26 protein-coding genes are annotated in these 24,029 nt (G+C 75.7%); 15 read left to right on the top strand and 11 right to left on the bottom strand.

Features of this window, described 5'->3' with window-relative positions:
* Window positions 1–172: 172 nt before the first annotated feature.
* The 5 genes from ACFV4G_RS31490 (at window position 173) to ACFV4G_RS31470 (ending at window position 5,245) form a co-directional block, all read left to right on the top strand.
* On the top strand, window positions 173–1,405 hold the full coding sequence (locus tag ACFV4G_RS31490; RefSeq protein ID WP_380445527.1) for a glycosyltransferase family 4 protein: 1,233 nt from the start codon (window positions 173–175) through the stop codon (window positions 1,403–1,405).
* Window positions 1,402–2,637 carry a glycosyltransferase gene (locus ACFV4G_RS31485; protein ID WP_380445526.1) on the top strand — a complete coding sequence of 412 codons (1,236 nt, stop codon included), beginning with the start codon at window positions 1,402–1,404 and terminating at the stop codon, window positions 2,635–2,637. The genes ACFV4G_RS31490 and ACFV4G_RS31485 overlap by 4 nt, the downstream gene beginning before the upstream one ends.
* The gene (locus tag ACFV4G_RS31480) at window positions 2,615–3,496 is read left to right on the top strand and encodes an SGNH/GDSL hydrolase family protein (protein WP_380445525.1); all 882 of its coding nucleotides are present in this window, start codon (window positions 2,615–2,617) and stop codon (window positions 3,494–3,496) included. The genes ACFV4G_RS31485 and ACFV4G_RS31480 overlap by 23 nt, the downstream gene beginning before the upstream one ends.
* 206 nt (window positions 3,497–3,702) lie before the next feature.
* Window positions 3,703–4,821 carry an NUDIX domain-containing protein gene (locus tag ACFV4G_RS31475; protein WP_380445524.1) on the top strand — a complete coding sequence of 373 codons (1,119 nt, stop codon included), beginning with the start codon at window positions 3,703–3,705 and terminating at the stop codon, window positions 4,819–4,821.
* Window positions 4,822–4,855: 34 nt separating this feature from the next.
* Window positions 4,856–5,245 carry a DUF6188 family protein gene (locus ACFV4G_RS31470; RefSeq protein ID WP_380445523.1) on the top strand — a complete coding sequence of 130 codons (390 nt, stop codon included), beginning with the start codon at window positions 4,856–4,858 and terminating at the stop codon, window positions 5,243–5,245.
* Between the two features lie 61 nt (window positions 5,246–5,306).
* On the opposite strand, the gene ACFV4G_RS31465 is transcribed toward ACFV4G_RS31470, so the two are convergent.
* From ACFV4G_RS31465 to ACFV4G_RS31435, 7 genes are all read right to left on the bottom strand, one after another.
* Window positions 5,307–5,681 carry a hypothetical protein gene (locus tag ACFV4G_RS31465; RefSeq protein ID WP_380445522.1) on the bottom strand — a complete coding sequence of 125 codons (375 nt, stop codon included), beginning with the start codon at window positions 5,679–5,681 and terminating at the stop codon, window positions 5,307–5,309.
* 88 nt (window positions 5,682–5,769) lie between these two features.
* The gene (locus ACFV4G_RS31460; protein WP_380445521.1) at window positions 5,770–6,165 is read right to left on the bottom strand and encodes a roadblock/LC7 domain-containing protein; all 396 of its coding nucleotides are present in this window, start codon (window positions 6,163–6,165) and stop codon (window positions 5,770–5,772) included.
* Between the two features lie 82 nt (window positions 6,166–6,247).
* Window positions 6,248–7,468, bottom strand: coding sequence for a hypothetical protein (locus tag ACFV4G_RS31455; RefSeq protein WP_380445520.1), 1,221 nt, complete (start codon window positions 7,466–7,468; stop codon window positions 6,248–6,250).
* Window positions 7,465–7,848, bottom strand: coding sequence for a hypothetical protein (locus tag ACFV4G_RS31450; protein WP_380445519.1), 384 nt, complete (start codon window positions 7,846–7,848; stop codon window positions 7,465–7,467). The genes ACFV4G_RS31455 and ACFV4G_RS31450 overlap by 4 nt, the downstream gene beginning before the upstream one ends.
* 679 nt (window positions 7,849–8,527) lie before the next feature.
* On the bottom strand, window positions 8,528–9,592 hold the full coding sequence (locus tag ACFV4G_RS31445; protein WP_380445518.1) for an MsnO8 family LLM class oxidoreductase: 1,065 nt from the start codon (window positions 9,590–9,592) through the stop codon (window positions 8,528–8,530).
* A gap of 46 nt (window positions 9,593–9,638) precedes the next feature.
* Window positions 9,639–10,271, bottom strand: a complete 633-nt coding sequence (locus ACFV4G_RS31440; RefSeq protein ID WP_380445517.1) for a DUF2269 domain-containing protein — start codon at window positions 10,269–10,271, stop codon at window positions 9,639–9,641.
* 137 nt (window positions 10,272–10,408) lie between these two features.
* A complete protein-coding gene (locus ACFV4G_RS31435; protein ID WP_380445516.1) occupies window positions 10,409–11,602 on the bottom strand; it encodes a peptidoglycan-binding protein in 1,194 nt (397 codons plus the stop codon).
* A gap of 343 nt (window positions 11,603–11,945) precedes the next feature.
* On the opposite strand from ACFV4G_RS31435, the gene ACFV4G_RS31430 reads away from it, so the two are divergent.
* Both ACFV4G_RS31430 and ACFV4G_RS31425 read left to right on the top strand, forming a co-directional pair.
* On the top strand, window positions 11,946–13,409 hold the full coding sequence (locus tag ACFV4G_RS31430; protein ID WP_380445515.1) for a DUF6271 family protein: 1,464 nt from the start codon (window positions 11,946–11,948) through the stop codon (window positions 13,407–13,409).
* Entirely contained in the window at window positions 13,406–13,906 is a 501-nt protein-coding gene (locus ACFV4G_RS31425) for a GNAT family N-acetyltransferase (RefSeq protein WP_380445514.1), read from the top strand. Before ACFV4G_RS31430 ends, ACFV4G_RS31425 begins: the two co-directional genes overlap by 4 nt.
* A gap of 16 nt (window positions 13,907–13,922) precedes the next feature.
* On the opposite strand, the gene ACFV4G_RS31420 is transcribed toward ACFV4G_RS31425, so the two are convergent.
* Together ACFV4G_RS31420 and ACFV4G_RS31415 are read right to left on the bottom strand one after the other, a co-directional pair.
* On the bottom strand, window positions 13,923–14,339 hold the full coding sequence (locus ACFV4G_RS31420) for a helix-turn-helix domain-containing protein (RefSeq protein ID WP_380445513.1): 417 nt from the start codon (window positions 14,337–14,339) through the stop codon (window positions 13,923–13,925).
* Window positions 14,340–14,420: 81 nt separating this feature from the next.
* Window positions 14,421–14,831 carry a VOC family protein gene (locus ACFV4G_RS31415; protein ID WP_380445512.1) on the bottom strand — a complete coding sequence of 137 codons (411 nt, stop codon included), beginning with the start codon at window positions 14,829–14,831 and terminating at the stop codon, window positions 14,421–14,423.
* Window positions 14,832–15,116: 285 nt separating this feature from the next.
* On the opposite strand from ACFV4G_RS31415, the gene ACFV4G_RS31410 reads away from it, so the two are divergent.
* Complete coding sequence (locus ACFV4G_RS31410) at window positions 15,117–16,139, top strand: hypothetical protein (RefSeq protein ID WP_380445511.1); 1,023 nt, start codon at window positions 15,117–15,119, stop codon at window positions 16,137–16,139.
* Window positions 16,140–16,162: 23 nt separating this feature from the next.
* On the opposite strand, the gene ACFV4G_RS31405 is transcribed toward ACFV4G_RS31410, so the two are convergent.
* Window positions 16,163–17,032, bottom strand: coding sequence for a polysaccharide deacetylase family protein (locus ACFV4G_RS31405; protein ID WP_380445510.1), 870 nt, complete (start codon window positions 17,030–17,032; stop codon window positions 16,163–16,165).
* A 173-nt stretch (window positions 17,033–17,205) separates the two neighbouring features.
* Between ACFV4G_RS31405 and ACFV4G_RS31400 the strand changes: the two genes are divergently transcribed.
* The 6 genes from ACFV4G_RS31400 to ACFV4G_RS31375 all read left to right on the top strand — a co-directional run bounded on the left by ACFV4G_RS31400 (window position 17,206) and on the right by ACFV4G_RS31375 (window position 21,965).
* The gene (locus ACFV4G_RS31400; protein WP_380445509.1) at window positions 17,206–17,886 is read left to right on the top strand and encodes a response regulator; all 681 of its coding nucleotides are present in this window, start codon (window positions 17,206–17,208) and stop codon (window positions 17,884–17,886) included.
* Complete coding sequence (locus ACFV4G_RS31395; protein WP_380445508.1) at window positions 17,883–19,469, top strand: sensor histidine kinase; 1,587 nt, start codon at window positions 17,883–17,885, stop codon at window positions 19,467–19,469. Before ACFV4G_RS31400 ends, ACFV4G_RS31395 begins: the two co-directional genes overlap by 4 nt.
* Window positions 19,466–19,984 carry a GerMN domain-containing protein gene (locus tag ACFV4G_RS31390; protein ID WP_380445507.1) on the top strand — a complete coding sequence of 173 codons (519 nt, stop codon included), beginning with the start codon at window positions 19,466–19,468 and terminating at the stop codon, window positions 19,982–19,984. The genes ACFV4G_RS31395 and ACFV4G_RS31390 overlap by 4 nt, the downstream gene beginning before the upstream one ends.
* 55 nt (window positions 19,985–20,039) lie before the next feature.
* On the top strand, window positions 20,040–20,678 hold the full coding sequence (locus ACFV4G_RS31385) for an alpha-ketoglutarate-dependent dioxygenase AlkB (protein WP_380445506.1): 639 nt from the start codon (window positions 20,040–20,042) through the stop codon (window positions 20,676–20,678).
* 84 nt (window positions 20,679–20,762) lie between these two features.
* A complete protein-coding gene (locus ACFV4G_RS31380) occupies window positions 20,763–21,515 on the top strand; it encodes a VOC family protein (protein ID WP_380445505.1) in 753 nt (250 codons plus the stop codon).
* A gap of 120 nt (window positions 21,516–21,635) precedes the next feature.
* Window positions 21,636–21,965 carry a hypothetical protein gene (locus ACFV4G_RS31375; protein WP_380445504.1) on the top strand — a complete coding sequence of 110 codons (330 nt, stop codon included), beginning with the start codon at window positions 21,636–21,638 and terminating at the stop codon, window positions 21,963–21,965.
* Between the two features lie 9 nt (window positions 21,966–21,974).
* Here the strand turns inward: ACFV4G_RS31375 and ACFV4G_RS31370 are convergent, their stop codons facing one another.
* Window positions 21,975–22,577, bottom strand: coding sequence for an extracellular solute-binding protein (locus tag ACFV4G_RS31370; RefSeq protein ID WP_380445503.1), 603 nt, complete (start codon window positions 22,575–22,577; stop codon window positions 21,975–21,977).
* A 274-nt stretch (window positions 22,578–22,851) separates the two neighbouring features.
* Between ACFV4G_RS31370 and ACFV4G_RS31365 the strand changes: the two genes are divergently transcribed.
* Entirely contained in the window at window positions 22,852–23,664 is an 813-nt protein-coding gene (locus tag ACFV4G_RS31365; protein WP_380445502.1) for an IclR family transcriptional regulator, read from the top strand.
* Window positions 23,665–24,029: the final 365 nt, after the last annotated feature.

Genomic DNA, 24,029 nt, shown 5'->3' with positions numbered 1-24,029 from the left:
TGAGACACCCTATCTCACCCAGAACCGCACACCTCTCGCATTGTGAGCTCCCCCCCCCCCCCCCCCCGCGGCGGGGGGGGGGGGGCCCCCCACCCCCCCCCCCCCCCCCGCGTTCGTTTGTACGACAGATCCCTTTGGCCGAATACATGCCGGGCGCGGTCACAACACTGACATGCGCGTCGTCATCGTCACCGAGTCGTTTCCGCCCGAGGTCAACGGAGTCGCCCACAGCGTGCTGCGGACGGCCGAGCATCTGGTCCGCCGGGGCCACCACCCCCTTGTCATCACTCCCGCTCCCGCGCGCGGCGCCGAGTGCCCGCCGCACACGTTCGGCGCCGGCACGGACGCGGCGCAGCTGCCCGTCGTGCGGATACCGTCCGTGCCGCTGCCCGGCTACCCGCAGGTGCGGGTGGCGCTGCCGAGCCGGCGGCTGACCGCCGCGATCGCGGCGCACCGGCCGGACGTCGTGCACCTGGCCAGCCCGTTCGTCCTCGGGGCGCGCGGGATGCAGGTCGCGGCCCGGCTCGGGGTGCCCGCCGTCGCCGTCTACCAGACCGACCTCGCCGGGTACGCGCACGCCTACCGGGCGGGGCGCGGGCTCGGGGAGGCGGCCGCCTGGCACCGGATCCGGACCGTCCACCGGGCCGCCGCCCGGACGCTGGCGCCGTCGACGCCCGCCGTCCAGGACCTCACCGCGCACGGGGTGCCCCGGGTGCAGCTGTGGCCGCGCGGGGTGGACTCGGTGCGCTTCCACCCCCGGCACCGCGACGAGGCCCTGCACCGGGCGCTGGCCCCGGGCGGGGAGGTGCTGGTCGGGTACGTGGGCCGGCTGGCGCCCGAGAAGCGGGTCGACCTGCTGGCCGCCGCCTCGGCGCTGCCCGGGGTACGGGTGGTGGTCATCGGGGACGGGCCGTCCGCCCCGGGCCTGAAGGCCTCGATGCCCGGCGCGGTGTTCCTCGGGCGGCGGACCGGCGAGGAACTCGCGCGATGTTTCGCCACGCTGGACGTGTTCGTCCACACCGGCCCGCTGGAGACCTTCTGCCAGACCATCCAGGAGGCGATGGCGAGCGGCGTGCCGGTGGTCGGACCGGCCGCCGGCGGGCCGCTGGACCTCGTCGGCCACCACCGGACGGGCCTGCTCGTGCCGCCCAGGGACGGCGCGGCCGTCGCCCGCGCGGTGGCCGGGCTGGCCGCCGACCCGGAACTGCGGGCCGCGTACGGCCGGGCCGGGCGCGCCGACGTGACCGCCCGCACCTGGGAGGCGGTCGGGGACCTGCTGCTGCGGCACTACGCGGAGGTGCTCGCGGAGCACCGCGGGGTCGCCGTCCCGTCGCCCGCCGCTCCGCCGGTGGTGGACGTGCCGCAGGCCGGGCCGGCCGCCGTCACCGAGGAACTGCCGGCATGAACGGGGGCACGGACGGGGGCACGGACGGGACCACGGACGGGTCGCTGCGGATCGTGCGGCTCGCCAACTTCGTCACCCCGGTGTCGGGCGGGCTGCGGACGGCGCTGCGGCACCTCGGCGCCGGGTACCGCGCGGCCGGGCACCGGCCGGTGCTCGTCGTGCCCGGCGAGCGGCGCTCCGAGGAGGAGACCGAGCAGGGCCTCGTCGTCACGCTGCCCGGGCCGGTGCTGCCGGGCAGCGGCGGCTACCGGCTGCTCACCGACCGCCGGGCGGTGGCCGCCGAGCTCACCAGGCTCTCCCCCGACCGGCTGGAGGTCTCCGACCGCACCACCCTGCGCTGGACCGGCGGCTGGGCCCGGCGGCACGGGGTCCGCTCGGTGATGGTGTCCCACGAGAGCGCCGCCGGGGTGCTCGGCACGTGGGGCGTGCCCGGTCCGCTCGCCGCCCTGGCCGCCGACCGGCTCAACGCGGCGACGGCGCGCGCGTACGACACCGTCGTCTGCACGACCGACTGGGCGGCGGCCGAGTTCCGGCGCCTCGGCGTGCCCAACCTCGCGCGCGCCCCGCTCGGCGTGGACCTGGACACCATGCGCCCCCTGTCGGCCCCCGCGCGGGCGCACGAGCGGGCCAGGTACGCCGACCCGGACCAGGCGCTGCTGGTGCTGTGCTCGCGGCTCTCGCAGGAGAAGCGGCCCGAGCGCGCGATCGAGGCGCTCGCCGAACTGCGGGCCCGGCGGGTGCCCGCGGTGCTGGTGGTCGCGGGCACCGGCCCGCTGCGGGAGCGGCTCGCGGCGCGGGCCGACCGGCTGCGGCTCCCGGTGCGCTTCCTCGGGCACGTGAGCCGCCGGGAGGCGCTGGCCCGGCTGCTGGGCTGCGCGGACGCCGTGCTCGCGCCCGGTCCGGTGGAGACCTTCGGGCTGGCCGCCATGGAGGCGCTCGCGTGCGGGACACCCGTGGTGGCCAGCCGCTCCTCGGCGCTGCCGGGGCTGATCGGTCTCGCGGGCGTGGCCGCCGCCGACACCGGCGAGGGATTCGCCGCCGCGGTGGGGCGGTTGCTGGCGCGGCCGGAGGACGCCCGGCGCGCGGCCGCCCGGGCGCGGGCGGAGCGGTACGCGTGGCCGGCGGCGGTGGCCGCGTTCCTGGCGGCGCACGGGGTGCCCCACTCCGGCGCCGGGAGGCCGGATGCCGGCACCGGGGAGGGGGTCCGCGATGAGCGTGCTCGACACGCGTGAGTGGACGGCGGACGGGCGGCGGCCCGCGGGCGGGCCGGTGCGGTTCGTCGCGCTCGGCGACTCGCTCACCGAGGGTGTCGGCGATCCCGTCGGGGACGGCTGGCGCGGGTGGGCCGCCGTGCTGGCCGGGTCGCTGGCACCGGAGGGGACGGCCGTCGAGTTCACGAACCTCGCCCGGAGCGGCGCCCTGACCGTCGATCTGACGACGAGTCAGCTACCGGCGGCGCTGGAGCGCAGGCCGGAGCTGGCGGCGGTCGTGGTCGGCGGGAACGACACCCTGCGGGCCGGCTTCGACATCCGCCGCACCGCCCTGGAGCTGGACGCCACCCTCGGCGAACTGTCCGGCCACGGCGCCCGGTTGCTCACCGCCTGCCTGCCGGACCCCGGCGCGCTGCTGCGCCTGCCGGCTCCGCTCGCCCGGCCGCTCGCCCGGCGGATGCGGGCGGTCAACACCGTTGTGCACGCCCTCACCGCGCGCCACCACGCCCTGCACCTGCACATCGCCGACCTGCCCTGGTGCGAGGAGCGGCGGCTGCTCAGCGTCGACCGCCTGCACCCCAGTGCCGAGGGACACCGGCTGATCGCCCGCCGCTTCCACGAACTGCTGGCCGCCGACGGCCGCGACCTCGGCCCCGCGCCCGGCGGCGAACCCGCCGAACGCCCGCCCGGCCGGGCCGCCGACGTGTGGTGGATGGCCACCCGGGGTACCCGCTGGGTCGCCGCCCGCAGCACCGACCTCCTCCCGGGGCTCCTGGCCCTCGCGGCGACCGAGGGCCTCGCCCGCCTGCGCGGCGCGACCGGCCGGCACGACGAACAGATGGCCCGGGCGGCGGCCCAGGCCCTGGCCTCCCTGGGCTGAGGGCGCTTCCCCAGGCCGGGGCCTCCCTGGGCCGGGGCCTCCCTGGGCTGAGGGCGCTTCCCCGGGCCGGGGCGCTCGGGCGTGTCCTTCGGATCGGGCGGCCACTGACGGGTGATCACCGGTGGCGCGCGCGTGGAACCGGGCAGGTATCCGGCGGTGTCGTCCGGAGGGACGTGATCACCGAGCCGGACCGGAGGGAGTGCCGAATGGAGGCGTCATCGAGGGTGGAGGCATCGCCGACGAGCGGGCGGGAGCTGCTGGCGGCGGCGGGCGTGCTGTTCCCGGACGAGCAGGGGCGGGTGCTGGTGGTGCGGCTGCCGTACGACCGCAAGCACCCGGTGGCGATCCCCGGCGGCGGCTGGGAGCCGACGGACCTCTCGCCGCGTGAGACCGCGCTGCGCGAGATCGCCGAAGAGCTCGGGTTCACGCCCCGACTCGGGCCGCTGGCCTGCATCGACTGGACGCTCGACGACCACCGTCCGCCGATCGCCGCCCACCTGTACTGGGCGGAGCCGATCGGCTCGGCGCAGGCGGCGGCGATCCGGGCGGACGCGGCGGAGGTCGGCGGCTGGGTCTGGCTGTCGCCGGAGGCGGCGGCGCACGCTCTGCCGCCCAGGCTGTCGCGCCGGGTGACGGCGTGCCTGCGGGCACCCCGCACGGCCGGCCCGCTGGAACTGGAGGACAGTTGGCCGGCCGGCCACTCGCTCGAACACCTCCCGGCCGCGCCGCCGCCGCCCGAGTACACCGGGCCCGCCGGGATCCCCGAGCTCCAGGGCCACGGGGAACCGGACCCGGCACCGCCGCTGGACCGGGCCGCCTTCATCGCCTCCCGCCCCCGGATCCGGGCCAAGGCGCGCACGGTGTTCACCGACGGCGCCGGGCGCGTGCTGCTCGTCCGGCTGAAGCCGTGGGACGGGCCGCGCGGACGGGTGCCGTACTGGACGCTCCCGGGCGGCGGCATCGAGGCGGACCGCGAGCTGCCCCGGGCGGCGGCCCGCCGGGAGGTCCGCGAGGAGCTGGGGTGGGAGGTCGAGCCGGGGCGGCTGCTCGTCCTGGACTGGCTGCCGTCCTCCGCCGCCGATCCGGCGCTCGACCGGGACACCGCCGTCCTCGTCTACGTCTACGACGGCGGTACGGTGACGGACCGGATGCTCGCCGCGATCGCCCTCGCCGAGGACGAGTTGGTGGACTGGCGCCTGTGCGAACCGGCCGAGGCCCGGGCCCTGCTGTCCGCGCCCTCGTGGGACCGGACGGCCGCCGCCCTGGCCGCCCGGGAACGCGGCGGCGGCCCGCTCGAACTGGTCGACGGGCGGCCGGTGGGATAGCAGCCGGGCGGCGGTGTGATCCACACTGGGAGGCATGCAGAACGTGATCGGAGAGGTGCTGGCCGGCCGTCGGGTGGCGTCGGTCAGCGGTGGCGGCCGGCTGGACCTCACGCTGGACGGCCCGGTGACCGTCCGGGTGGCGCACGAGTTCCGGTTCGCGGCGCCGTCCTTCGCCGCGCCCGCCGAGGTGGAGCACTTCTTCCCGGCCCTGACCGTCCGCCCGACGGCGACGCTGCTCGCGCTCGTCGGCCGGACCGTCGGCTCGGCCCGGGTCACCCCGGCCGGCGGCCTGGAGCTGGACTTCACGGGCGGCGGTGCGCTGTCCGTCCCGCCGCACGCGGTGCTGGCGCCGTGGAGCGTGGTGACGCCGGAGGGCGAGCTGTGCGCGGCACTGCCGGGCGGTGAGGTCAGCTGGGCGGGGTGAGCCGGGGCGGGGCCGGGCCGGCGGACGGTGGTCCGCCGGGCCCGGGGCCCTCGCGTCCGGGTCAGACCTCCATGTCCGCCTCGATCTTGACGAGCTGGTGTCGGGCCATCGCCAGGTTGGCGCGGCCCTTGTCCAGCGCGAGGTAGAGGAACAGGCCCTTGCCGGTGCGGCCGGTGAGCGGGCGGATCAGGTGGTACTGGCTGCTGAGGGTGATCAGGATGTCCTCGATGCCGTCCTGCAGGCCCAGCATGTCCATGGTGCGCATCTTGGCGCGGACCACGTCGGTGTTCCCGGCGGCGGCCACGTTGAGGTCCAGCCCGCCGGGGCCGTCGAGGGTGGCGAGCGCCATGCCGCTGTTGTAGTCGACGAGCGCGGCGCCGATGGCGCCCTCGATGGAGGTCATGGCCTGCTTGAGGGCGCCGGCTGCGTCGGTCATTTCGTGACTCCGTTTCGGTGGTTCGGTGATGGGGTGGTCGAACAGGGGCAGGGGGTCAGGGGCAGGGACAAGGGCGGCGGACGGTCGGTCAGCCGGCCTCGCGCGGGTCCTTGGGCACCAGGGCGTCGGTGAGCAGCCCGGCGATCCGCTGGGCCGAGCGGCGGGCCTCCAGGTGCAGGCGGCCGACGTTGACGTCCGGGTGCGCCAGCAGCGTCAGCACGCAGCTGCCGCCGGCCGCGTACGTGGCGACGTAGCCGTGTTCGCCGCGCACGAGGGACTCCCGGAACTCGCCCTGGCCCGTCGTGTCGGCGAGCCGCTGGGCGAGGGAGAGGGAGGCCGCCGTCATCGCGGCGAGGCCGGACGGCTCGGTCCCGTGGGTGTCGTGGGCGACCAACAGGCCGTCCACGCTGGCCACCAGACCGCCGGCGAGGTGCGGGATGCGGTGTTTGACGGCGCGGAGCTCGGCGAGCAGCTCGGTCTCCAAGGCGATCAGTTGTCTCCTTCCGACACGCTGCTTGAGCGCCCGCCTCATGGCCGGTACGGCGGGGTCGCGGGCGGAGAGTGGCTCAAAGTCGGGCCTCCAGGAGGGTCAGGACCCGGGTCAGCAGCGCGATGTCCGGGTCGGGCACGGTCAGCGGATGGGCCGCCGCCGGGATCGGCGGGCGGTCGGAACGGGGGGCGGCGCCGGGTGGCGGGGCTCCGCGCTCCGGAGCCCCGGCCGCGTGGGCGCCGAGTGCGTGGGCGCCGGCCGCGTGGACGCCGAGCGGGCGGGGCCCGGGTGCGGTGGATCCGGCACCCGGGACGCTCGTCGCGGCTCCGGCTGCGACGACTCCGGGCACGACGGCTCCGGGCGCCCCGGCGCCGGTGAGGGTGGCGCCGGGGATCCGGCGGTGCAGGCCGCCGGTGCGCGGGACTTCGGGTGCGGATACCGGTTTTGCCGCCGGTGGCGGTGGGAGTGGCGACTGCGCGGGGACGGCCGCGACGACGGGCCCGGGCTCGGGGACCGACACGGGAACGCCTACCGGCGCCGGGCCGGGCACGGCGGCCGGGCCGGGTACGGAGACCGGCCCCGGCACCACCGCCGGAGCGGCGTCGAGCAGCCCCGCCGCGGCCAGCCGACGGACGTCCGCCGTCACGCCGAACCCGGACCGGCCGAGCAGCCGGGCCAGTTCGGCCGGGGTTCTTCGGCCGTCCGCGTGGTCGAGCAGCTCCCGCCGGCGGCGGCCGGGCGGACGGCGGGACGGCCGGCGGGCGGCCTCGGCCGGGCGGACCGGCGCGGTGTCGAGCTGCGCCCAGGGCCAGATGCCGTCCAGCAGGTGCCGACGGCGCTCGGACTCCCGGCAGACCCGTGCCGCGTCGACCGCCGCCACCGGGCCGAGCCAGTGCCGGGCTCCGGTCTCGAACCGCCAGAGGCCGCCGCCGGTGTCGGCGAGGACGAAGAAGGCGGCGTCGAACAGGGTTTCCAGGTGGCCGAGTTCGAGCTCCCCGCGGGTGATCCGGCCCTGGTCGACCAGCGCTGCCGCGACGCGGGCCTGCGGGCCGTGGACCTCGACGAGTTCGCGCCACTCCCCCGGGGCGAGCCGGCCGCAGCCGGTGAGGAGGTCGCCCAGGTCGGGGGCGCGGTCGGACTCGGCGTGGGTCACCAGGCCGTCGGTGAGGTAGACGCTGCCGAGCGGGCCGCGCAGGGCGCCGGTGGCCTCGCGGGCGGCGAGCAGGCCGACCGCCTCGCCCGGCGTCCGCGGAACCGTCGGTGGCAGCACGGCCGTCGGGGCCGCGTGCGCGCTCACCCGAGCACCAGCTCCTCGGCGAGCGCCTGGAGGCGGTAGCGGGCACCGGCGAGGTTGCCCTCCTCGCGGTCCAGCCACAGGTGCAGGACGAGCCGGCTGTCGAAGACGGTGTCGATGAAGCAGATCAGGTGGTAACTGCGGCCCGCAGTGACGATGATGTCCTGCAGCGGTGCCCGACGGTCCTCCGACGCGGTGAAGGTCTGGCTCTCAACGGCCGCCCGTACCAGGTCGGTTGCCTCGGCCGCCGTGGTCTCGTGCTCGCCGGCCGGGCTCTCGCCCAGGCTGCCGAGCGCGAGCCCGCTGCTCCAGTCGACCAGGCTCGCGGAGCGGGCGCCGGTGATCGCCATCGCTCCGGAGAGGCAGTCGTCGATACCCGGCACACCGGCTCCTTCGTGGGGGGTCGTCCATCGCACGGGGGAATGCTGCGCGGCCGGGCGCGCAGCGCGGCACCGGCCGGACCGCCACGACGAGTGGCGGGTTCGACACGGAAGGCTACTGCCGGATTCCGTATGACGAACATTCCAATGGCATATTCACACCAGTAGCAGTGAGTTCCGGCCATGCTGTGACGGACCATCAACTCTGCGTCGCCATCGAAACCCGCTGGCCGTGGTACCGCGGCCGCCCGCCGCTCACCGGCCACCTGGAACGGGACCTTGGCCGATAGTCGGCCACGCCGGAGGGTTTCGGCCACCGAATGCGATAGAGGAGCCGGACGGCCGGAACGGGCGGAACGGCCGGTGGACGCCGGGAGGCGGCAGCGGGAACGGCCGCAAAAGCGGGTGCGAGCGACAGCGCCGAGGGACGGCTCGGGGGGGGTAGCTCAGGGGGGTAGCTCAGGGCGACCCGGGGACGATCCGGGGACGGTCCAGAGGCGGGCCGGGAACGGCCAGGGAACGGCGAAGGGGCCCGTTCCGCTGGACGGAACGAGCCCCTTCGGGTGGAGCGCCAGGCCCGGGTCGCACGGACTCTCCCCACTGAAAGTGGGACGTGCTCTGGTAGCACCGCTGACGCCTGTCCGGGAGGTCATTTCCTCCCGACGAGAAGAACAGTAGCAGGTCAGCGCCCCTGTTCAGAAATCACGTCAGGGGCGCCGGGGGCCGCGGGGCCGGTCCGGGCGGACAGCCCGGCCGCCTCCGCCAGCAGCCGGTAGGACTCCGTCATCGCGGCCCGGTCGAAGGTGCTCGTGGTGACCAGGAACTCGTCGGCGCCCGCGCGGGCCACCAGCGCGGCCACCTCGGCGGCGGCCTGCGCCGGGGTGCCGGCGATGTGGCCCGTGAGCGACTGCTCGTACGCGGCCCGCTCGCGCGCCGTCATCGACCGGGTGAGGACCTCGGCGGCCGGGGCGAGCGGTGGAAACTCGCCGTGCGTCCGGGAGTACGCGCCCGACCAGGCCTCGGGGACGAGCAGTTCGTGCGCCCGCTCGACCGTGTCGGCCACCGCGACGGTGCCGGAGACCACCACGTACGGCTCGGCGGCGTGCGCGGAGGGGCGGAAGCGCGTGCGGTAGCGGTCGATGGCCTCCAGCATCCGCTCCTCCCCGCGCGGGGCGGCGATCACCAGCGGCAGCCCGGCCTCGGCCGCCAGATCGGCGCCCGCACCGGTGGCGAGGACGAACGGCGGCACCCGCAGGCCCTCGGCCGGGCGGGCGTGGACGCCGCGGTGCGCCCGCTGGGTGCCGTCGAACCAGCCGAGCAGCTCGGCCAGCTGCGCGCCGAAGTCGTCGGCGGCGTCCTTCTCCCGCCCCAGCGCCCGCCGGACACCGTCGGTGAAGCCCACCGACCGCCCGAGGCCCATGTCGATCCGGCCGGGGAAGAGCGAGGCCAGCACGCCGAACTGCTCCGCCACCACCATCGGCTGGTGGTTGGGCAGCATCACGCCGCCCGTCCCGACCCTGATCCGGGAGGTGGCCGCCGCCACCGCCGCGGCGAGCACCGTCGGCGCGGAACCGGCCACGCCCGGCACGCCGTGGTGCTCCGAGACCCAGAACCGGTGGTAGCCGAAGGCCTCCGCCTGCCGGGCGAACCCGACCGTGCTCCGCAAGGCCTGCGCGGGATCCTCCCCTCGCCTGGTGCGGGAGCGGTCCAGCACGGAGAGTCGGAGCGCGGGCTGTGCAGTGGTCACGTCCGGGGACAACGCGGCCACACCACCCGGGTATTTCCCCGGCCGCTCACCGCCGACGCGACCGACGCGACCGAGGCAGCCGAGGCGGCCGAGGTATTCGCGGCGCCCTTCGGCCCCAGGGCTTGTGGACGGACAGCACCACCATGAACAGGTAGAGCGACAGCGCCACGGACGGGACGATCACCACGTTGTACCGCACGAAGCCGAGGTCCGCCGCGGTGATCGGCCCGACGGGATGTGCGTCCACCGCCCGCACCGCGTCGTGCAGGCGGTCCGGGAGCGCGAACGCCGACGCGCCCAGGGCCGCGAGCGTGAGCCAGAACTTCGTGCTCACCCAGTAGTGGCGGAACAGCCCCCAGGTCGTGCCCAGCCCCAGCGCCACCCCACTGGCGAAGGTCAGCAGGCTCAGCGGCAGGACCAGGACGTCCCCGAGCAGTCCCATCGCCCGGTAGGCCGCGCGCACCCGCTCGGCGTCGTCCGTCGCGAGCGCCGCCGCGGCGAGGGTGAGCAGGCAGAGCATCAGCGCCAGCCAGCCCACCGACGCCACCAGGTGCACGGCCACCAGCCACTTCCGCGCGGCCGGGGACAGCCGGCGGCGCCGAGGTGCTGCAGAAGCGGCCGAGCGCGGGGGCGACGGCGAACCCCCCGCCGCTGCCGAGGACTCCGGGAGCGAGCGCATCCGTACCTCCTTCGATAGAGGCCCATCAGAACGCGCTCAGCCTCCCCCGCCCTCCTCTCATCCGGCATCTGCCGGCGGGAGTAACTCCGACTACTCCCGGCCGAGTACGGCGGACGACACGAGGGCGCCCGCCCGCCTCACCCGGTCACGGTGAAGTCGTGCGCCGCGCCGAGCCGTTGGAGCGAGTCGGCCCCGGGGACGCCGTCCGCGTCCGGGTCGGAGTACCCGCAGCGGCGCTGCCAGCCGGCGTAGGCGGTGACCGTCAGGCTGCCGAACGAGCCGTCGACCCACCGCTGTTCGAGCAGCCCTTCGTCCGCCAGCGCCTGTTCGACGATCGCGACCTCGGCGCCGTACGTCCGGTGGCCCTGCTCGGCGCCCGGGTCGGTGCCGGCCGCCGCGACGACGTGGGCGAGCGAGACGGTGCGCGGGCCGGGCAGGTAGCCGAGCAGGCGCAGCAGCGAGGCCGGGCCGGGGACGCCGTCCGCCGCAGGGCCCGAGTAGCCCAGACTCCGCTGGTAGTCGGCGTAGTTGAGGGTGTCGGCGTCCGTCCAGTCCGGGCCGGAGCCGGACCGGTAGTGCCCGCCGAAGCCCTGGGCGACGAGCGCCCGGCCGACGGCGGTGACCTGGTAGCCGTGGGCGCCGTAGCCGTACCGGAGGCCGTTGACGGCGACCTGGTAGCGCGCCGGGACGGGTTCGGCGGGCGGGGTGGGCCCGTCCGGCGGCGGGGGCGGGAGGGACGGGCCGCCGGTGAAGTCCGGCCAGGAGCCCGGGTCGGTGTGGTCGTTGTCGGGGACGTGGGCGTGGGCGTACCAGCCGCCGCGGGTCTCCCACACCCGCTCGTCGCGCCGGCCGGCGAAGTCGGTGGGCCGGCCCATCGGCCAGACGTCGGGCACGCCCCACGAGGCGATCCAGGCGTGCAGGCGGCCCCAGCCGGCGCACGGGGTGTCGACGAGGCGCGGGTAGACCGTGCCCCGGTGGCGGCAGTAGGGGAAGAAGACCGCCTCGATCTGGAGGACGACCCGCCCCGCGCGGTTGGTGCGGGTCGGGCTCCCGGGCGGGCTGAGCAGGCTCCTGGAGCGGGAGTCGGCGGGGAACAGCTGGGCCGTCCGGCCGCTGAACGGGTCCCAGACGAGGTGCGGGGCGTCGCCGGCGCCGCTGGTGGTGAAGTAGGTGACCAGGTCGTCGAACGTGCACCAGTCCTGCGGGGCGGCGGCGCTGGCGTCGCGGTCCCAGGTGATGTGCGCGATGGCCTTCGGCGGGTACTGCTGGTCGGTGGGGGCGTGATCGCCGAGGTCGTGGACCTCGGCACCGGGCAGCCACAGCTCGGGCATGGCGTGTCCTCCGGACGGAGTGGGGGAGTACGGAGTGACGGGGCACGGACATCGTTGCCGTTATCGGCAGGTCCATGCCTCCGGATGACTCCGGCACGGGGCGGAGTTCCGCTGAACCCCCGGGGACCGCTTGCCCGTTCGGATATTCGGTGGGCAATCGCAGGCCCGTACGGATTGCGCGCCCCCTGCGGCGCGCGCGGCGAATCCCACCCCCTCACGGCCCGTCCTGTCAATCGTTGACTTCGACATTGGTCTAGTCCACGGTGTTCGCGAGGCCGGACCGACCGGAGGAAGACGTCAACTGGCCTCGAAACCAGTCGAGTTCGACCGACGGAGGACCTGCATGAGACGAGTCTGCCTCGCCCTGCCCACCAACCGGGCCTGCGCCGGCACCATCACCGCGCTCGCCGAGGAAGCCGCCCACGCCGCCGCGCACTTCGACGTCGAGGTACACCTGCTGATCCTCGACACCTCCGACGGCTCCGGCGGCCCCGGCGGCTCCGGCGGCTTCGACCGCTCCGACACGTCCGTCTGCTCCGGCACCTCCGACGCCGCGGGGGCGCCGGAGGCCGCCGAGGGCAGCGGGGCCACGTCGTTCGCGCGGAACGCGGCCGCCGTCGCCGCCCTGGCCCCCGCCCCGCGCGTGGTCGTGCACCACCTCGACGAGGCGTGGCAGCGCGCCTTCCTGGAGCGGGTGATCCGGCGTTCCGGCGCCCCCGGTCCCGAGCTGCTGCTCGACCTGATGCTCCCCGGCGCCGTCTCCTACGGCGCCTGCACCAACCGGGTCTTCCTCGTCGCCGCCGCGCTCGGCTGCACGTCCGTCCACCGCCGGGACTCCGACGGCGACTACCAGCTCCTGGACGGGCGCAAGGTGTTCCCGATCGACCACGAGCTGCGCGCGCTCGGGCGGCGGGCGGGCGATGTCGCGGCGGACGCCACCGCCGTCACCAGGAACGAGCTGGACCCGGCCCACGGCGACCGTCCCGTGGTCCTGGTCGGCGGCTCTTTCATCGGCGAACTGTCCGTCGACGTCGGCGGGATCCGGGAGCTCGACCCCGCCGTCTACCACGACGTGGTCGGCCTCTGGGCACCGCCGGTCTGGTCCGACGAGGAGAGGCGCGAGCTGGTCGAGGAGTCGTTCACCGGCGGCGGCACCGAGCCGTTCCGCGCGGACGAGACGGTCCTCGGCCCGCCCGACATCCGGCGGGTCGACATGTGCAACCTCGGCCTGGACCACCGCGTCTACGAGCGGCTGCCGCTGCCGCCCGCGACCGACACCATCGGCAGCGACTACTTCCTCCTGCACGTGGTCCTCGACGCGGGCCTGCCGGGCGTCGTCCACAACCGGCACATCGTCAACTACTACACGCCCGAGCGCCGCACCGGGCCCGGCTTCACCGCCTACCAGGTGCGGTTCGTCAAGTTCCTGTTGTCGATGCTGTACCTGCACCCGGTCTACGGCGAGATGATGGCGCTCGGCGAGGACCTGCTCGACGAGCGGTACGAGGTCCGCACCGCGCCGGTCCTCGACTCCGTGCGCCGCAGCGCCGACTGGGACCCCGCCGAGAACGTCCGCCGGCTGGACGTCCTCGACCGCTCCTACCGCCGGCTCGGCGGCACGTACGCGGACTTCGCCGACCACCTGGCGCCGCTGCGCGAGCGGCTCCTCGCCGAGGCGCGGGCCGACGCCGAACGCTTCGCGCTGCTCATCGACGCGTGGGGCGCGCTGGTCGCCGCGGCGCACGCCGAACCGGCCGCAGCCACCGCGGAACCCGGGGCAGCCGCGGCGGCCGGGGCGGCCGGATGAGCGACGACGACCTGCGCATCCGCCCGCTCACCGAGGACGACTGGGACACCGTCGTCGCCCTGGAGCACGACGCCTACGCGGCCGACGGCCTCTCCGAGGGCCGGGCGGCCCTGGAGTCCAGGGGCCGCAGCTCGCCCGGCACCTGCCTCGTCCTGGAGAGCGGCGGGAAGGTCCGCGGCTACCTGCTGAGCCTGCCCTACCCGCCGCTGCGCTGCCCGGACCTCGCCCGCCCGGAGGGCACCGCCCACCGGTCCCGCAACCTGCACGTGCACGACCTCGTCATCGCCGAGGACCTGCGCGGACGGGACGTCGCGCTGCGCTTCATGCACCACTTCCAGGACCGCGCGCGGGAGCAGGGCTTCGAGCGGATCTCCATGGTCGCGGTGCGCGGCACCGACATCATCCTGCGGCTGCTCGGCTACCGCGCCCACCGCGAGGTCGCCGTCCCGGCCTCGTACGGCAGGCGGGCCGTCTACATGTCGATGCCCGTCGGGTAGCGGCCCGGCGGGCCGGTCACCCGGGCACGGTCGCGCCGACGCCGACGCCGACGCGGGTGCCGGCACGGGCGCAGCCGGCGGCGAACTCCGCGGGCGCCGCACCGACGAGCCCGGTGAAGCGGTCGCGGAGGACACCCGGCGTGGCGCAGCCGACCGCGGACCACACCCCGGCCGGGTCGCCGCCGCCGAGCAGGAGGGCGACCGCGCGCTCGACGCGGCGCGCCGTCAGGTACGCGTACGGCGAGGCCCCGTACGCGAGCCGGAATTCGCGGCTGAGCTGCCCGGCGGGCATCCGGGCGGCGCGGGCGAGCGCCTCGACGTCCAGCGGGCGCGCGTACTCGCGGTCGATCCGGTCGCGCACGCGGCGCAGCCGTGCGAAGCCGCTCAGGCGCTGCGCCGCGATGCGTGCGCGCGCCCATCCGGGGTGGCACATGGAAGACCCCCTTCGCCGACGGCGTCCGTGCGTCCGTCGGCTCTCGTCAGTGGCCGCGAACGAGCCGTCCGGGCGGACGGCTCAGCGGAGTTCCTGGATGCGGACGAGGTTGCCCGCCGGGTCGCGGAAGGCGCAGTCGCGGACGCCGTACGGCTGCTGCGTCGGCTCCTGCACGACCTCGGTGTCGCCGGCCTGCACCTTCTCGAAGGTGGCGTCGAGGTCGCGGGTGGCCAGCAGGATCCAGCCGTACGTGCCCTTGGCCATCATCTCGTCGATGGTGCGGCGTTCGTCCTCGGTGACGTTGGGGTCGGCGGCCGGGGGCGCGAGCAGGATGGAGGTGCCGGACCCGCCGGCCGGCCCCACGGTGATCCAGCGCATCGTGCCCTGGCCGACGTCGCTGCGGACCTCGAAGCCGAGGACGTCGCGGTAGAAGGCCACGGACGCGTCCGGGTCGACGTGCGGGAGGACGGTGGTGTGAATGGTGAGGTCCATGCCGACGATGCTAGGGGCGGCCGGTGGACCGCGCTTCTCGATTCCTGACCGAATCCCGGGCCGGATCCCGGGCCGGTTTCCGGCCGCCTCCCGGCCTCCGCAGCCAGGACGCGTACCGCACACCTCGCCGGCGCGTCGCCGCCACCTCGCCGGCACGTCGTCGGCACGTCCCGGGCCCGTCCGAAACCCGTCGCGGTTCCGTCCCCGTTCTCGTCGACCGGGGTCCGCAATCGCCCGGATTCCGGGATGGTGGTGTCAACGACGCCTACGCTGGGGGGAGTTGTCATGGGGAACGGCCAGGAACTGGTGACCGCGACCGTCGACGCGCTGGTCCGCGCGCCCGGCTCGGCGGTGGCCGAGCTCGTGCGCACGCGGCTGCGGGCGGTGCCCGGCGGAGAGGAGGCGGCGGTCTCGGCCGCGGCGGATCCGGCGGACCCGCGGGCGCGGGCCGCGCTCACCGCCGCCGTCGGCCGGCTGCTCGCCGAGGACCCGGCGTTCGCCCGCTACCTGCTCTCGACGGAGCTGGGCCCGCCCACGAGCCCCTCGACGGTCCAGCTCCGGACGGCACCGGCGGACCCGCCGACCGTCCACCTCCAGGCGAGACCCGGCGACGGCGGGACGGTCCAGCTCCGGCTGAAGCCCGCGTCCGGCCGGCGCGCCACCGGCGGGATCCTGGTGACGCTCGCCCTCGTGGTGGTCGCGTCCCTGGTCGCCCTCGGGATCAACCTCGGCGACCGGCCGCTCCTCCAGCCCGGCGTCCACGGCTTCGACCACGCCGCGACGGCGCTGCGCGACCCCGCCCGGGCACAGGGCGTCCTGCCCGACCCCGCGGCGATGCCGGGCGGCTGGCGGATCGAGACCGCGCCGCAGTCCGGGACGAGCGCGGGCGACGGCGTCCCGTGCTTCGTCCAGGACGCCTGCGACCAGCAACTCGCCTACGCCACCGTGACGTTCCGCGCCGGTCCGCGGCACAGCGCCAAGTTCATCGTGGTCACGTTCGCGACCGCCGCGACGGCCGGCCGGGCCTTCGACACGATGCTGGAGCGGGTGGGCGGCACCGGTGCGGCCGCGGCCGTGCCGCTCCCATCGATCGGCGACCAGAGCGCCGCCAGGTCGCACGGCGCGGACGGCATGGAGGCCCTGGTCCGGGTCGGCACGACGCTCCTGTACGTCGGCGACTCCGGCGCGGACGCGACCGCGGCCGACGCGCCCGCCCTCACCGCCTTCGCCCGGCTCCTCGCCGCCCGCGCCCAGCAGGCGCAGGACGGCCGGACGCCCGACGCCGCCGTACCCGGTTCCAACGCCTGACCCCCGTTCGGCTCCCCTCCCGCTCACCGCTTGGGGAAGCTGAAGGCGTACCCGTTGGCCCGCAGCCACGGCAGGAGCCGCTCCAGCGCCTCCACCGTCTGCGCCCGGTTCCCGCCGCCGTCGTGCAGCAGGACCGTCGGGCCGCGCCTCAGCTGCTCCTTCGCGGTCTCGACGATCCGCTCGACCCCGGGGCGTTCGAAGTCCCGGGTGTCGACGTTCCAGCCGAGCGGCCGCATGCCGTGGGCGGCGGCGATCTGGCGGCTCTCGGGCGTGAACGCGCCGCCGGGCGCCCGGTAGTACGGCACGGGGGCGCCGCCGGTGGCGTCCTGGATCATCCGCAGGCCGTCCACGATCTCCTTCTCCTGGTGGGCGACGTCCTTGTGGTCCATCGCGGTGTCGTGGCTCACGCTGTGGTCGCAGAGGCGGTGGCCGGCCGCGACGACCTGCCGGGCGAGCTCCGGGTGGGCGGTGGCGCTCGGTCCGAGCATGCAGAACACGGCCTTGGCACCGTTGCGGGCGAGGACGTCGAGGACGCGCGGGGTCCACTGCGGGTCGGGCCCGTCGTCGATGGTGAGGTTGACGGTCCTCCCCCCGTCCTCGGACTCGCGCGAGATGCTCATGTCCACCGTCGGCGCGGGCAGGGAGGCGTCCGGCGCGGTGGCGGAGGGCTCGGGCCCGGACGGCGCGACCGGGGAACCGGCGAGCCGGGACAGCGGGTCGGGCCCCTTCATCAGCACCCCGGCGGCACCCAGCAGCGTCACCACGACCGCCCCCGCCGTCACCGCGCGCAGGACGGCGGTGCGGCGGGCATGTGGCCGGCCCGCCGGGTCCAGGCGCGGGTACCAGCTGTTCGGAGTGGTCTCGGGGGTCCGGGGTTCGTCGTGGTGGCTCACGGTGGTGCTCCTCGTCAGGGGGTGGACGACCACCACCCTCGGCCGCGCGCTTGCGGGCCCTGTGAGCCGCGTATGACCGTTTCGCAACAACGTGCGACAGGTTTCGCAACAACTGGCCGCCCGCCCCGCGCCGTGGTCCGGAGCACGCCTGACCAGCGCCGATACTGGCAGACATGCCACGAGTACTGCTGATCGAGGACGACCCGTCGGTGCGCGACGCGCTCGCGCTGGGCCTGCGCCGCCAGGGCCACGCCGTGCGCTCCGCCGCGTCCGGCGAGGAGGGGCTGGCCGAGGCCCGCCGGGAGCCGCCCGAGATCGTGGTGCTCGACCTGATGCTGCCGGGCATCGACGGCCTGGAGGTGTGCCGCCGCCTGCGCGCCGACGGCCCCACCCCGGTGATCATGCTGACCGCCCTCGGGGACGACGTCGACACCGTCCTCGGCCTGGAGGCCGGCGCCGACGACTACGTGGTCAAGCCCGCGCAGTCCCGCGTCCTGGACGCCCGGATCCGCGCCGTGCTGCGCCGCGCCGGCGGCCCCGGCCCCGAGCCCGTCCGCGAGACGCTCGGCGACCTCGTCCTGGACCGCGCCGCGCTCACCGTCACCAAGCACGGCGTCCCCCTGCTCCTCGCCGCCGGCGACCTGCGCCTGCTGCTGGAGCTCGCCGCCGCGCCCGGCCGCGTGTTCAGCCGCGAGCAGCTCCTGGAGTCGGTGTGGGGCCTCGGCCGCCAGGACGACATCCGGCTCGTCGACGCCGGGGTGAACCGGCTGCGCGCCAAGATCGAGGACAGCCCGGCCGCACCCCGCTACGTCCAGACCGTCCGCGGTTTCGGCTACCGCTTCGGACCGCTGTGAACGGCGCCCGCCGGAACCCCCCGGCCGACGACCCCTCCGGCAGAACCGCCGCCGGGCCGCCCCAGGCCGAACACCCCGACGCCGGACGGCCGTCCCGGCCCGGACGGCACCGGCTGCTGCGCCTGCGCCGCGCCGTCGCCGGGCTGCGCCCGCGCATGCTCGCCGCGTTCCTCGCCGTCGCCGCCATCAGTGCGCTCGCCACCGCCGCCCTCACCTACCGGGCCGCGACCAACTCCACCCTCGACCTCACCCAGGACACCACCCTCGACGAGCTGCGCCGACGCATCGACGTCCTCTCCCCCGCTCTGCCCTTCCCGCCGACCCAGGCCGAACTCGACCGCCTGGCAGGGCAGTTGTCCGGCACCAACGGCTTCCGCGACTGGCGCGTCCTGGCCTCCTACGGGACGATCCACTCCGAGTGGACCCAGCCCGTCGCCGTCCCGCCCGGCCTGCAGGCCACCGTCGGCTCCGGCCGCGCCGCGTTCCAGCGCTTCGCCGCCGACGGCCACCCGTGGCTCGCCGCCGGGGTGCCCGTCACCTACGCCCCGTCCGGCGTGACCACCGGCGTCCCCACCAGGACGCCGCCCGGCTCCGGCACCCCCTCCGGCCTCACCGTCTACGCGGTCCTCCCCCTCGACCGCGAACAGGCCGCCGCCGACGAGGTCCTCGCCGGTGCCGCCGGTGCCGGCGTCTTCGCCGCCGTCCTCGCCGCCGGACTCGCCCTGTTCGCCGCCCGGCAGGTCCTGCGCCCGGTCCGGGCCCTCGGCGACGCCGCCCGCGCCCTCGCCCAGGGCCGGCTCGACACCCGGCTCACCGTCACCGGCCACGACGAACTCGCCCAGCTCTCCAAGACGTTCAACCACACCGCCCGCACCCTCCAGGGCACCATCGAGGAACTGCGCGCCATCGAGAGCCAGGGCCGCCGGTTCGCCGCCGACGTCTCCCACGAACTGCGCACCCCGCTCGCGGCCATGCTCGCCGTCACCGACATCCTCGACGAGGACGCCGAACAGCTCCCGCCCGACACCGGCACCGCACTGCGCATGATCAGCAACGAGACCCAGCGGCTCACCCGCCTCGTCAACGACCTCATCGAGATCTCCCGCCTCGACGCCGGCGCCGCCCCGCTGCGCACCGAGGACGTCGACGCGGCCTCGGCCGTGCGCGAGACCCTCGACCTGCGCGGCTGGTCCGAGCGGATCGAGACCGACCTGCCCGCCGCCCTGCCGGTGCGGCTCGACCCGCGCCGCTTCGACGTCATCGTCGCCAACCTCGCCGGCAACGCGCTGCGCCACGGCCGCCCGCCGGTGCGCCTCGGCCTGCGCGAGGCCGACGGCGAGCTCGTGCTCACTGTCACCGACCGCGGCCCGGGCATCCCGCCCGCCGAACTCCCGCACCTGTTCGACCGGTTCTACAAGGCCGACAAGTCCCGCGCCCGCTCCGAGGGCAGCGGGCTCGGCCTCGCCATCGCCCAGGAGAACGCGCGCCTGCACGGCGGCATCATCGAGGCCGCCAACTCCCCCGCGGGCGGAGCGGTGTTCACCCTCGTCCTGCCCCTCGGCACCCCTTCGGAGGACCAGTGACGACCGCCCGCCGGCAGGCTGCCCACCAGGCCCGCCGCCACCCGGCCGCCCACCGCCTGGCCGCCGCCGCGCTGCTCCTGCTCGCGTGCGGCTGCTCGATCCCGAGCACCGGTCCGGTCCGCAGCGGCCTGCCCGCCACCGGCATCGAACCGGGCACCCGGCTCTACTTCCCCGGCCCGCAGGGCATCCGGCTCGCCATCCGCCCCGGCGGCCGGCGCGAGGACCTCCAGCAGACCCTCGACAGCCTGCTCACCGGCCCCGACCAGGCCGAACGGCGCACCGGCCTCTACAGCGACCTGCCCGCCACCGGCAAGGTCCAGGCCACCGCCACCCCCGGCGCCGTCACGCTGCGCCTGTCCTGGCCGACCGCCTCGCTCAGCACCACCGCCATCCAGCAGCTCGTCTGCACCACCGAGGACGCCCCCGCCGTCGGCCCGACGCCCCACGTCTCCATCGTGAGCAGCGACGCCCCGAGCGCGATCCAGCAGCAGTGCGACCTCCACCGCAACGGCTGACCCCACTGGCCCTCATATTCGAGCACGCGTTCGAATGGGGGCGTACGCTGGTGCCATGCCCGGCACCGTTCACCTCCAGCCCTCGCTGTTCGACGACCCCGGCGACGACGTCCGCCTCGGGCCGCTGCGGGGCGTGCGGCGGGTGGTGCTCGGGGACGGGGCGTGGCTCGACGTGCTGCCGGGGTGGCTGCGCGGGGCCGACCGGGTGTTCGAACAGCTGGCGGCGGAGGTGCCCTGGCGGGCGGAGCGCCGCGAGATGTACGAACGCATGGTGGACGTCCCGCGGCTGCTCGCGTCCTTCCCCGAGGGCGCCGAGGCCCCGCACCCGGTGCTGGCCGAGGCGCGCGGGGCGCTGAGCGCGCACTACGCCGAGGAGCTCGGCGAGCCCTTCCGGACCCTGGGCCTGTGCTACTACCGCGACGGGCGGGACAGCGTCGCCTGGCACGGCGACCGGATCGGGCGCGGGAACCGCGAGGACACCATGGTCGCGATCCTGTCGGTCGGCGAGCCGCGCGCCCTCCTCCTGCGGCCCCGGTACGGCGGGGGCGCCGTCGTGCGGCACCCGGTCGGGCACGGGGACCTCGTCGTGATGGGCGGCTCGTGCCAGCGGACCTGGGAGCACGCGATCCCGAAGACGGCGCGGCCGGTGGGCCCGCGGATCAGCGTCCAGTTCCGGCCGCGCGGCGTGGCCTGAACCCCGGTTGCCGTCGGCGGACCGGGCGTGGAGGCTGGCCGGAGGGGACGGTCCCCGAACGCGGGCCCGAGCGCAGGAGGCGGCATGCCGAAGGCGGGCAGGTACCGCGAGGGCGTCCCCTGCTGGGTGGCGCTCGCGGTGCCCGACGTCGAGCGGGCGCGGCGCTTCTACCGCGGGCTGTTCGGCTGGGACTTCGTCCCGACCGGCCCGGCCGAGGCCGTCGCCACGCTGCACGGCGCCCAGGTCGCGGCCGTCGGGCCGCCGTCCGAGCCGCCCGCCTGGCTCACCTGCCTCGCCACCCCCGACGTCCGCCGCAGCGCCGCCGCCGTCCGCGCGGCCGGCGGGCGGCTCCTGCGCGAGCCGTACGACGTGCCCGACCAGGGCCGGGCGGCGCTCGCCGCCGATCCGCAGGGCGCGCGCTTCGGGCTCTGGCAGGGCGGGCCGGTCCCGGGCGCGGGGCTGGTCAACGAACCGGGCACGCTCACCTGGAACGAGCACCTGTCCCCCGACCCGGACGCCGCGCGCGCCTTCTACCGGCAGGTGTTCGGCCTCACCCACGACCACCCCCGCGACGGCTACACCGTGTTCCGCGCCCAGGGCCTCCCGGCCGGCGGGATCGGGCCCTCGCCCTCGGACGACGCCCGCGCCGCGTGGCTGACCTCGTTCGCGACCGACGACGCGGACCGCGCCGCCGACCGGGTGCGCGCCCTCGGCGGGACCGTCCTCTCCGGCCCGGAGCCGACGCCGTTCGGCCGCTCGTCGCTGGTCCGGGACGACGGCGGCGCGGTGTTCACCCTGGTCGCCGTCCCGCCCGACGAGTCCGCAGAGGCGGCCTGACCCGACGAGGAAGCCAGCGCGACCAGGAAGCCAGCGCGACCGGGAAACCGGCACGACGAGGAAGCCGGCACGACGAGGAGACCGGCACGACGAGGAGACCGGCACGGCAAGGAGACCGGCATGACGAAGAAGACGACTCCCGAGGAGCGATTCGCCTCCCTGGTAGAGGAGTTGACGCGCCTGGACGGCGTGGAGCCGCCCGGCACCGGCCGCCGCTTCGGCTCCGACGCGCTCAAGGCCGACGGCCACATCTTCGCGATGCTGTCGGCCGGCCGCCTCGTCCTCAAGCTCCCCCGCGCCCGCGTGGACGAGCTCGTCGCCGCCGGGGAGGGCGAGCACTTCGACGCGGGCAAGGGCCGTCCGATGCGCGAGTGGTTCGCGCTCGACCCGGCCTCCGCCCTCACCTGGGACGGACTCGCCCGCGAGGCCCACGCGTTCGTCCACCGGTGAGCGGAACGATCAGTCCTTGACCGCGCCCGCGAGGCCGGACACCAGCCGCGTGGCGGCGACGAGTTCGGCGTAGGACGTCGGCGGGGCGAGCCCGGCCTCGGTGAACAGGTCGGTGCGGTAGTACAGCGAGCGCACCGCGACCCACCACGGCACGCCGTACGTCTTCCCGTCCACGACGGCCGTCTTCGCGATCACCGGGTCGAGGTCGCCCTTGCTCTGCCACCCGGCCAGGTCGGCGCCGATGTCGGCGAGACCGCCCGCGGCGACGTAGCCCGGCAGGTCGGTGTTGCCGAACTCGACCAGGTCGGGGGCGCTGCCGGGGTCGTTGAACGCGCCCTTCATCTTCGCGGCGCGGGCCGAGGCGTCGGTGTCGATGTAGCCGACGTCGACGGTGACGCCCTGGTGGGAGGCCTGGAACTCGGCCACGGCCCGGCCGACCACGGCCTCCTTCGCGGCGTTGCCTGCCTCGTTGAACAACCAGACCCGCAAGGCGCCCGTCCGGTCGTCGGCCCCGGCACCGGCCGGCGCCGAAGTGCCCGGCGCGCAGGCCGCCGCGGCCAGGCACCCGGCCGTGAGCACGGCGGCCGCGGCCGTCCGTCCGATGAGTCGCATGGTGGAGACCTCCCCTCCCGGCAGCTGCCGCCGGGACGTGCGCCGCTGGGGACGGGCACGTCGAAGCAGGCCCTGACCGGGGCCGGTGGTGGGTGGGTTGCGGGGGTACGGCAGGGCGGGTTCCGACGGGCGGGGGATGCCGTCGCCTGCTCGATGGCAGGGACGTTAGGCGCGGCCGCTCGCGGCCAACAAGAGGCGGTTCACGAAGTTTTGCACTGCACAACGTTGTGTTGAGAACGCGGCGATCCGCGCGCGAACGGGTACGTTCTGAGCCATGACGGACCCAGGAGCAGGGCCCAGGAAGCCCGCGCCCGAACGCAACCAGTCCTCGTCACTGCGCCGCGCCCTCGCCGTCCTCGGCCACGTCCGCGACCACGGCGACGGGCGCGGCGTCCCGCTCGCCCAGCTCGCCGAGGCGCTCGACCTCAACAAGAGCACCGTGCTGCGCCTGGCCGGCCCGCTGCTCGACGAGCACCTGCTGGAACGCGACCGCGAGACCGGCTGGTTCCGCCTCGGCCACGGCTCACTGCGGCTCGGCCAGGCCTACCTCTCCACCCTCGACCTGCGCAGCGTCGCCGCCGAACACCTGCGCCGCCTCCAGCGCGAGGCCGGCGAGACCGTCCACCTGACCGTCTGGCAGGCGCCGGGCATCGTCTACCTCGACAAGGTCGAGGACGAGACCACCGTGCGGATGGCCTCCCGCGTCGGCAGCCGGGCCCCCGGGTACTGCACCGCCACCGGAAAGGCGATCCTCGCCTGGCTGCCCGACGAGGCCGTCACCGAGGTCGTCGCCGCCGGCCTGCGCCCGGTCACCGCCTGGACCATCTCCGACGAGACCCGGCTGCGCGCCGACCTCGCCCGGATCCGGGCCCGCGGCTACTCCATCGACGACCGCGAGAACGAACCCGAGGTCCGCTGCGTCGCCGCGCCCGTCTTCGACCACACCGGCGAGGTCACCGCCGCCCTGTCCGTCTCCGGCCTGACGTCCCGGATGACCGCCGCCCGCGTCCGCGCCCTCGGCCCGGTGGTCGCCCAGGCCGGCCTGCGGATCTCCCGCGAACTGGGCTCCGACCGCCAGCCGGCGTGACCGGGGGAATTCGCCGGAAAAGCGAACGAGGCCCGGCACCCGAATGGGCACCGGACCTCGTCCGACAATAGAGCGCCAGGCCCGGATCGCACGGACTCTCCCTACTGAAAGTAGGACGTGCTCTGGTAGCACCACTGACGCCTGACGAGGAATCATCTCCCTCGCGACAAGAAGAACACTAGCAGGTCGAAATCCCTGCCGCGAAACCCGCCCCACACCACCGGAAAAGCCCCGGAAAAGCGAACAAGGCCCGGCACCCGAATGGGTACCGGACCTCGTCCGACAATAGAGCGCCAGGCCCGGATCGCACGGACTCTCCCTACTGAAAGTAGGACGTGCTCTGGTAGCACCACTGACGCCTGACG

Source organism: Kitasatospora sp. NPDC059747, assembly GCF_042732955.1.
Lineage (GTDB): Bacteria > Actinomycetota > Actinomycetes > Streptomycetales > Streptomycetaceae > Kitasatospora.
The sequence above is the reverse complement of the archived record's forward strand: the minus strand, read 5'-3'. Positions and strand labels throughout refer to the sequence as shown.